Below are 9375 nucleotides of genomic sequence, written 5' to 3'. Positions count from 1 at the left end.
AACATACCTCTTCTATAACTTTAGTTTCCATCCTGCCTACTTCTTTCACAATATCTACCTTATAGAGCGAATACATTATTAAAAATAAAAAGAACTATCCCTTCTCTTAAAAATTCAGAGAAAGAATAGTTCTTTTTTCATTTACTTTATTTCTTAAAGTAAGTCCAACCTTCTTCTTGGTAAACCTTTTCTTCTTTCATCAACTTACCAAGTGCGCGCTTAAATGCAGCTTTACTCATGTTAAAGCGTTCTTTAATATCTTCTGGATGGCTCTTATCCCAAAACGGCATTGCTCCGCCTCGTTCTTCCATATATGCATAAATTACTGCAGCATCGTCTTCCATTCCTTCTTCTTTACGAGGAAGAAGTGAAATGTTAATTGTACCGTCATCTTTTACGTCAATAATACGGCCTGTTACACGCTGACCGATGCGGACTTGTTCTTTTCTTTCTGTATGGTGTAAGAAAGCACGGAAATGTTCATCTGTTAAAACGAATGAACCTACTTGAAGCGAACGATATACACGTCCATTTACGTTTTTATTACGCATAGATGGCGTTGCATCTACGATAATTTCTTGCATATCACTGTCTCTTGCCGGAAGAGCAATTAAACGATCACGATTCGTTAATTTTAACGTACAATATAATTCGTCGCCTACTTCTGGCCATACTGGCATATAAATCGGGAACTCATCAGCTGGAATTAGTATATCTTTTGACACACCAATATCAACAAACACACCTAAACTAGGAATAACTTCTACAACCTTTACCCAGTTCCAATCATAAGTTGTAATAATCGGTTCCTTCATTGTTGCTGAAATACGATTTTGGTGATCAAGGTATAAGAATACATCAATCGTATCGCCTTCTTCAATTTCTCCAGCTACTTCGTTTTTATGTAGGAAAATTTCCTCTTCTTCATTCCCAACCATATATCCGATTTCCGTTTCGCGTAAAACAGTTACCTGTTCAATCGATCCTATTTGCAAATACATATTTTTTAATTCCCTTCTATATATATAAAATTATCTTTTTTATCATTCCAAACAAAAGTTAATTATAACATGATTTTTCCTGTATTTGTCCAACTGCCCAAAATTCACTATAATAAAATAAGGTTACATGAATATAAGTACGAAAACACTTAAGTCTAGACTCGTTTTCAGCTATACTTTAGTATGTACAGTACATAACAAGATTAGAAATTTATTTGGAGGTGCTAACTATGGCAAAAGATAGCTCTTTTGACATCGTTTCGAAAGTAGAATTACCTGAAGTAACAAACGCAATTAATATCGCATTAAAAGAAATACAAAACCGATATGACTTTAAAGGAAGTAAAAGTGATATTAAATTAGAAAAAGAAGTACTTGTTTTAACTTCTGATGACGAGTTTAAATTAGAGCAAGTAAAAGACGTTCTTATCTCTAAACTTGTAAAACGTAACGTTCCAATTAAGAACTTAGATTACGGAAAAGTTGAAGCTGCAACTGGCAACACTGTTCGCCAACGCGCAACACTTCAACAAGGTATCGATAAAGATAACGCTAAAAAAATTAACAACATCATTAAAGAAATGAAATTAAAAGTAAAAACACAAGTACAAGATGATCAAGTACGTGTTACAGCGAAAAGCCGTGATGACTTACAAGCAGTAATCGCAGCTGTTCGTAGCGCTGATTTACCAATCGACGTACAGTTCATTAACTACCGCTAAAAAGAAAACTCCTCTTAATTAGAGGAGTTTTTTGTTTTGTAGAGACAATATTCCGAGAACAAACCATAGAAAAATGGTGTATGCGGTGAAAATCACTAAGTGAACAGAGTCTAACCATACGAATACTTTACAAGTGAGCGCATGATTAAACTAGGCCTTATTATAGAATTTGTTTTATACATGTATTTAGCAGACCTTATTGAAAATAAGAAAAATATGCCTTAAGACGTTTCCCCTTCAATTTGAATTACTTTTCTTAATAACCACATCCTGGGCCAAAGTCATCTTAAAAATCGCTGTAACTCATAATTCCTCTCCCCGCCAAAACGTAACAATTTATGAGTATAAGAATATTTCCCAACCTTTAATGTAATGTAAAATTAGTAAGGATCTAAAAAATGTTAATTAAAAAAGAGTTAGAAGTGGTTTTTTGAAGAAATTAATATTATGGTTTTTATTAGCCACATTCTCCCTAAATACTGTAGGATGTTCTAATAATACGAATACACTAACGGATAAATCTAACTGTATCAACAAAGCTTGGTACAAAAAAAATATGTCATGTAATCATTTAAAAAACATTAAATAGTTAATGATAAAGATCTAAAGAAAAGACACCCCAAAGTACCTTCCTCCGACTTGACCCAATAATATTCGGATGGATTTAAAAAGAAGCATACATCTTTAATAAAGATGCAGGCTTCAAAATAAAAAAGTACGCTAAAGCGCTAAGTAAACTCTTATTCAAAAATTTATATTAAGCACTAATATTTTAGAAGCAAGTTTATAAGTATAAAACCTACAGAGATTTCCCCTGTAGGTTTTATTATATTTCAAGTGATTTCCAAATGAATTATGAGTGACTTTTTTCAGTTTGGTTTTCAAAATATTTTTCTTTAACCATTTTTATCAGATTTTCTTTTTCTGTTAGTTCGAATATAAATAATGCTTTTTTCATGTTATTTGCAACATCTTCTTCATTAGGTTGTTTAAGTTTCAATAAATTCCAAGCTTTTCCATAGTATAATTCACCTAGTAAATATAAAGTATTTAGATTAATAGCTAGTTTGATACCCATATCATTGTATTTTACTGCCTCTTCATGTTGATTTGCATGACCTAAAATTTTTGCTAAATTAAAAATAATTTTCAATTTAATTTCTTTATCTCTAGGAAAATCTAACTTATTAAAATTAGTTAAACACCTTCTTAATATATTAATACTTTTTTCATATTCTTTATTTTCCCCATGGAATATAGCAATTGTCTGCATAATATCTATTTCTCTTTCTGATAAAAAATCAGAATTAGTTACAGTTAATTTTAATGCATTATTTAAAAAATCTAAAGCAGTTTTTATTGATTTATCCACCATAAATATAGCAATCGCTTCATGCCATATTAAAAATTGTTTATCTTCTGTTGATTGGAAGTTATTTTCGTTTTTCTCTTTTTTCACTATTTCATAAAGTTCTTTGTATTGTTTTTGCTTTAAGCAATCTTTTATTACGCATTTTACATTTTCTACATATTTTAATTTTTTGTTTTGAGTTAATGCAAATATATTATTTGGGTCAATACCAAGTCTTTCTGATAATTGATATAACAATATACTAGATGGATAAATCACACCTTTTTCTATTTTGCTAATTTGACTTTGCGAACATATTCCATGACATAATTCGGATTGTGATATATTTTTTTTAATTCTAAGCTCTTTAATGGTAATACCCAAATCGTAAAACTCCATTTTCCCACCTACTATTTAGCACTGTATTAGTATAAGAGTATTCTCTAACTTTTAATGTAATGTAAAATTAATATAGTTGCAATTATTGATTGCTTCAAAGATTCTTCCCTATCGGTGCTAACACAAAAAACAGGTTAGGAAGAAAATCCTCTTCCTAACCTAGCCCTCCTCTCACTAGGGACGTTTTCATTCTCACGTCGTTTCTCTTAAGAAATTTCATATCAACAGAATAACACTATTGCCCCACCGAACAAACTTACAAATACAATAAGAAGACATGAACATAGAGCGAGTAATTTCTCATCTCATCTACGCTTCCTTTTAACTGCAATTAGAAACGCAATAAATAATACATTCACACCAACGATTAAGGAGATAAATAACCAATTCACACCTGTTTCTCCGTTAACTTTATACACATTTGATTCTTCACGTTTTAAAACGAGATAAAACTTTCCGTTTTCCTCTCTTATAATTTCATCCTGTAACAATCCTCTTAACTCTTGTTTTTCACCAATTGCACTTGCAGGTAAGGAGACTTTTTGTGTTTCTTTCGTATTATTAATTGCTACTAAAGTTACTTCATCTTTATATTTTCGTTTTAGTATGCTCATCCCGCTCTTATCATACAGAAGCTCAAACGTACCGCGTCGTAAAGACGGTCTCGCCTGCCTAAGTTCACCTAGTTTTGTTATGTGCTGCATAAATTTTTCGTCTGACTTAAAATCCATTAATCGTCTATTATCGGGTACACTTCCTCCATCTAATGCAATTTCCGTTCCGTAATAAAAATTCGGAATCCCAGGTGATGTTAACAAATAAGTAAGCGCCAGTTTTAAACGTGATGGCGGATAATACATATTTTCTTTTGCAATACGCGCATATCTTTTTGTTTCTTGATCATCTAAAAACGTAACAAATTCCCCTTCTTTTTTACTCACATCGTATAACGATTTCACCGATACATCCGCTTCGGAAAACGATTCTACGATTTTTTCGTTGTATTCGCTATCCTCCTTTGTCATAATACGAAAATCTTTCTTTATCACTTGCATATCTTTTTGCGCGTTATCCCAAAAGGAACGCGGCTTTTTTTCACTATGTATAACATAACTTCCGTCTAAATCAACTTCTTTTATCCACCATTTCATTGCGTCAATTACCTGTCGTTCGTTTTCTCCAAGCGGAAATTGAAATACAACTTTCATTCCTTTTGCATGAGCTTCTTTTACAAGTTCTTTCACATCATTGTCTGTCCCGAAATGTTCATTTACCTTTTTAAAATTTCGCACGTCTAATCCATCGTACTTTCCACTTTCAAAAAGCGGCGAAAGCATAACGGTAGTAAAACCCATTTCTTTTATGTAATCCAACCTTTTTATAATTCCTCTTATATCCCCGCCTTGATACCCTTCTAAATTACCAACTTCTAATTGTTTGTCATTTTTCGGTTCTCCATTATTGAAGCGATCAATCATAATGGAGTATATAACTTCATCTTTCCACTCTCTTTTTTCGTCTGCAAAAGTATGTATTGGTACAAACAAAACAAAAGCTAAGCAAAAACAAATGAATAGTTTCCTAGTCCGTATTTTTCCCACACGCATCCCCCAAGTTTTTAATTGTAAGAATATTATACCAATTATCCGAGAGAAACGCATATGTCGATTTCAATCCTCACAAAATAATCTATGTTATATTTTCTAACATCATGTATATATTTTTCTGAATTTTTAGTTGATTTTTAGTTCTTTTTCGAATATGATATGAAACATAACAAAACGATGTTATTTTTTCTAACATTATAGGAGGAGAGCTCATGAATATGGGAGATACAGTTTTTATGTTTGTGACGACAGTAATGGTCATGTTGATGACACCAGGATTGGCACTTTTTTATGGAGGTATGGTTCGCAGCAAAAATGTACTCAGTACAACGATGCATAGTTATAGTGCAATGGCTATCGTTTCGATTCAATGGATTGTTATCGGCTATTCTTTATCATTCGGACCAGATTGGCACGGGCTTATCGGTACACTTGATTGGTTCGGTCTAAACGGAGTTACCTACGCACCAAATCCAGACTACTCATCTACTATTCCTCACAATTTATTCATGATGTTTCAACTCATGTTCGCCATTTTAACTCCAGCTTTAATTTCAGGTGCATTTGCTGAAAGAATGCGATTTTCTGCCTTTCTTATTTTTATCCTTTTATGGACAACGATTGTTTACAATCCTGTCGCTCATTGGGTATGGGGCGTCGGCGGGTGGCTAAGGGAACTTGGTGCACTAGACTTCGCTGGCGGAAACGTCGTTCACATCACTTCCGGAGTTGCTGGTCTTGTATTAGCTATTTTCCTCGGAAAACGAAAAAACATAAATGGTTCTTCTCCTCACCATTTGCCATTTACAATGTTAGGCGCAGGCTTATTATGGTTTGGCTGGTTCGGTTTTAACGTCGGCAGCGCATTATCCTTAAACGACGTAGCTTTAACTGCATTTATTAATACAAATATAGCCGCTGCTGCCTCAGCATTAACTTGGATGCTTTCAGAGTGGTTCTTCCAATCAAAACCGACTGCGATGGGAGCTGCTTGTGGCGCCGTTTCCGGTCTAGTCGCTATTACACCAGCTTGCGGGTTCGTTACACCTTTCTCAGCTCTTCTTATCGGAGCAATTGGCGGCGTATTATGCTTCGGAGCGGTCTTTTTCTTAAAAACAAAATTCGGATACGACGATACACTCGATGCATTCGGATGTCACGGCATCGGTGGAACTTGGGGCGGTATTGCGACAGGATTATTTGCAACTACTGCCGTAAACGGCGATGGCGCTAACGGATTATTTTACGGAAACGCCTCGCTGCTGTTGAAACAACTTGTAGCGATCGGCGCAACATATGCATTCACAATTATAATGACGTATGCCATTATTAAAGCAATCAACTTCTTCCTCCCTGTCCGGGTAGATGAGCACGAGGAACATATGGGACTTGATATTTCGATGCATGGGGAGAAAGCTTATGAGTATACTGAGCGAGTGAACTAAAAAAGAGATGCAATCTATTAGTAATAGATTGCATCTCTTTTTTGCGCACCGGGCAACATACCCCACCTAGTATAACTGGAAATATATTAACGTTTTTTTGGATATATCAACGATTTTTCAAATATATCGATTGTTCCTTTCAATATATCAACGTTTCGACACAAGATATCGATTTACCAACAAATTCCGACATAACGAAATTGAAGAATACCCGCGTGTAACTTTACACATAAAAAAGACGACCGAAACCCAGTCGTCTTTTCCGTTTTATTTCGGAGCATTTCCTACATATTGCGTAATATCAACATTTAATGCCTGCGCTAAACGCATACCGTATTCTTGATCTGCACGGAAGAAGTTACAAACAGCTAGTAATTTCGTGCGTTCATTTACGTCTTTCAAGTCATTTGTTAAGTTTGCAATTAAGTTATCTTGCTCTTCTTTAGAGAATGAACGGTAACGCTCACCTGCTTGTTTGAAGTCATTCGGTTTGTCAATTTTTTCACGAGATACATAGCCTTCTACTTTCATAGTTGAATCGCGGTAAGCTGGGTCTTCAACTGGATTCTCTGCATGACGGCTCGGTTCGTAGTTGATTGTAGATGGGTTTTGATTCACTTGCATCGCACCATCACGTTGTTGATTATGAACAGCTGCGTATGGGCAGTTTACAGGAATTTGTAAGTAATTTGCACCAAGACGATAACGCTGTGTATCTGGGTAAGAGAATAAACGACCTTGCAATAATTTATCTTCCGATGGCTCAATACCATTTACAGTGGCACTTGGAGAGAACGCTACTTGTTCTACTTCTGCAAAGAAGTTTTTCGGATTACGATTTAACGTCATTGTCCCTACTTCAATTAACGGGAAGCGATCTTCTGGCCATACTTTCGTTGGATCTAGTGGATCAAAGTCTAAAGAATCCATTTCATCTAATTGCATAACTTGTACGTGTAAATCCCATTTCGGGTGATTTCCTTTTTCGATCGCGTCGAACAAGTCACGAGTAGCATGATTGAAGTCTTTCCCTTGTACCTCTTGCACTTCTTTCGCATTTAAGTTACGTACACCTTGCTGTGGTTTCCAGTGGTATTTAATATAAACAATTTTACCTTCTTCATTAATCCATTTAAATGAATGGACACCGAAACCTTCCATTTCACGATAACTTGCTGGTGTACCGTAATCAGAAAATACCCATGTCATCATATGTGTAGATTCTGGACTTAACGTCATGAAATCCCAGTAACGATCTGGCGTTTGAATATTCGTATCAGGTGCTGGTTTTAAAGAATGTACCATATCAGGGAATTTAATTGCATCACGAATGAAGAAAACTGGTAAATGATTACCTACGATATCGTAGTTTCCTTCTTCTGTATAAAATTTAACAGCGAACCCACGTGGGTCACGTGCTGTTTCAGGAGAACCTTGACCATGAATAACCGTTGAAAAACGAACAAATACAGGTGTTTCAGTTCCTTCATTTTGTAAAAATGCAGCTTTCGTATATTGCTTCATACTATTTTTCGTTACGAATACACCGTGAGCACCTGCACCACGTGCATGCACAACACGCTCCGGAATACGTTCACGATCAAAGTGTGCAAGTTTTTCTACTAAATGATAGTCTTCTAATAATACTGGTCCACGACGACCAGCTGTACGAGAATTTTGGTTGTCTCCAACTGGAGCACCTTGGTTTGTTGTTAAGCGATTATTTGGATTCATCTAGGGGGATCCTCCTCTTTCTTTCATAGTAATTATTATTTGTTTAAAATTATTATAAACTAATTATTATTCAAAACTAGATCTTTGTCAACTATTTCCTTCACTTTTTTGGAAACAATTTCAGCCAAACAGTCGATAAATGCAGATTGCGCATTCGGCATATTTGGTCTAAAATATTTGGCATTTAATTCATCCGTTACAACTTTACATTCATAATCGTTGTCATATAAAACTTCTAAATGCTCCGCTACAAAACCAACTGGGCAATATATGAAAGATTCGTACCCATGCTCTTCATATAAATCTTTCGTTAAATCTTGCACATCTGGACCAATCCACGGATCTGGAGTATTCCCAGCACTTTGCCAACCGATTGTATAGTTTTGAATATTTGCAGCTTCTGCAATTAAATCTGCCGTATGCTTTAGTTGTTCTACATATGGGTCTCCTGCTGCAATAATTTTTTCTGGCAAACTATGCGCTGAAAAAATTACGACTGCTTTCTCTTTATCATCAATTTCTGTAAACGTTTCTTTTATTTGGTCTGCCCAATACGAAATAAACTTCGGTTCATCATACCATTGTTCAATTGATTCAATAACAGGACCACCGATTTCTTTTGAAAGACGAATAGCACGGTCATTATACGCTTTAATGCTAAATGTAGAATAATGCGGCGCTAATACGATACTAATCGTTTGCTCAATCCCATCACGCTTCATTTCTTCTACAGCATCTTCTATAAACGGAGCAGTATGTTTTAAACCTAAGTAACAAGTAAATTCATACTCTGTAAATATATTATTCATTGAATCTGTTAATTTATGCGCCTGTTCTTTCGTAATTTTTGCAAGCGGCGAAATTCCACCAATCGCTTTATAGCGCCCAATTAAATCTTCAAGCGCTTCTTCTGATGGCTTACGCCCGTGACGGATATGTGTATAATACGCCTCTACATCGTCTAATGATTCTGGTGTTCCATACGCCATTACGAGTAAACCTATTTTTTTCTTTGTCATCTATATAACACCTCAATTTTATAAATGAGAATCTTTTTCAAGAACATTTGTTTCCAATTATAACAACTAATAATAAATACGTAAAGATAATTATTCT

The 9375-nt window shown here is 34.9% G+C and carries 7 protein-coding genes; 2 read left to right on the top strand and 5 right to left on the bottom strand.

Annotation, left to right across the window (positions count from 1 at the left end):
• Positions 1-146: 146 nt before the first annotated feature.
• Complete coding sequence (locus MR107_RS20890; protein ID WP_000281262.1) at positions 147-1001, bottom strand: CvfB family protein; 855 nt, start codon at positions 999-1001, stop codon at positions 147-149.
• A 230-nt stretch (positions 1002-1231) separates the two neighbouring features.
• Between MR107_RS20890 and MR107_RS20885 the strand changes: the two genes are divergently transcribed.
• Positions 1232-1723 carry a YajQ family cyclic di-GMP-binding protein gene (locus MR107_RS20885; protein ID WP_001040149.1) on the top strand — a complete coding sequence of 164 codons (492 nt, stop codon included), beginning with the start codon at positions 1232-1234 and terminating at the stop codon, positions 1721-1723.
• Between the two features lie 853 nt (positions 1724-2576).
• On the opposite strand, the gene MR107_RS20880 is transcribed toward MR107_RS20885, so the two are convergent.
• Positions 2577-3473, bottom strand: coding sequence for a helix-turn-helix domain-containing protein (locus MR107_RS20880; protein WP_000397889.1), 897 nt, complete (start codon positions 3471-3473; stop codon positions 2577-2579).
• A 305-nt stretch (positions 3474-3778) separates the two neighbouring features.
• On the bottom strand, positions 3779-5134 hold the full coding sequence (locus MR107_RS20875) for an alpha-amylase family glycosyl hydrolase (protein ID WP_013141814.1): 1356 nt from the start codon (positions 5132-5134) through the stop codon (positions 3779-3781).
• A 158-nt stretch (positions 5135-5292) separates the two neighbouring features.
• Between MR107_RS20875 and MR107_RS20870 the strand changes: the two genes are divergently transcribed.
• Positions 5293-6525, top strand: coding sequence for an ammonium transporter (locus MR107_RS20870; protein ID WP_001055855.1), 1233 nt, complete (start codon positions 5293-5295; stop codon positions 6523-6525).
• Positions 6526-6792: 267 nt separating this feature from the next.
• Here MR107_RS20870 and katB read toward each other — a convergent pair whose 3' ends face one another.
• On the bottom strand, positions 6793-8259 hold the full coding sequence (gene katB / locus MR107_RS20865; RefSeq protein WP_001069176.1) for a catalase KatB: 1467 nt from the start codon (positions 8257-8259) through the stop codon (positions 6793-6795).
• Between the two features lie 59 nt (positions 8260-8318).
• Positions 8319-9278: a ferrochelatase gene (hemH, locus tag MR107_RS20860; protein WP_242292654.1), complete on the bottom strand. Its 960-nt coding sequence runs from the start codon at positions 9276-9278 to the stop codon at positions 8319-8321.
• Between the last annotated feature and the right edge of the window lie 97 nt (positions 9279-9375).

The sequence above is a fragment of the Bacillus cereus group sp. BfR-BA-01441 genome (genome assembly GCF_022663075.1).
Taxonomy (GTDB): domain Bacteria; phylum Bacillota; class Bacilli; order Bacillales; family Bacillaceae_G; genus Bacillus_A; species Bacillus_A cereus.
The sequence above is the reverse complement of the archived record's forward strand: the minus strand, read 5'-3'. Positions and strand labels throughout refer to the sequence as shown.

Bases quoted from the DNA above. Each gene is read 5' to 3' on its own strand.
- MR107_RS20885 (WP_001040149.1), top strand. From the start codon at position 1,232: ATGGCAAAAGATAGCTCTTTTGACATCGTTTCGAAAGTAGAATTACCT.
- MR107_RS20870 (WP_001055855.1), top strand. From the start codon at position 5,293: ATGAATATGGGAGATACAGTTTTTATGTTTGTGACGACAGTAATGGTC.
- MR107_RS20875 (WP_013141814.1), bottom strand. From the start codon at position 5,134: ATGCGTTTCTCTCGGATAATTGGTATAATATTCTTACAATTAAAAACT.
- katB (WP_001069176.1), bottom strand. From the start codon at position 8,259: ATGAATCCAAATAATCGCTTAACAACAAACCAAGGTGCTCCAGTTGGA.
- MR107_RS20880 (WP_000397889.1), bottom strand. From the start codon at position 3,473: ATGGAGTTTTACGATTTGGGTATTACCATTAAAGAGCTTAGAATTAAA.
- hemH (WP_242292654.1), bottom strand. From the start codon at position 9,278: ATGACAAAGAAAAAAATAGGTTTACTCGTAATGGCGTATGGAACACCA.
- MR107_RS20890 (WP_000281262.1), bottom strand. From the start codon at position 1,001: ATGTATTTGCAAATAGGATCGATTGAACAGGTAACTGTTTTACGCGAA.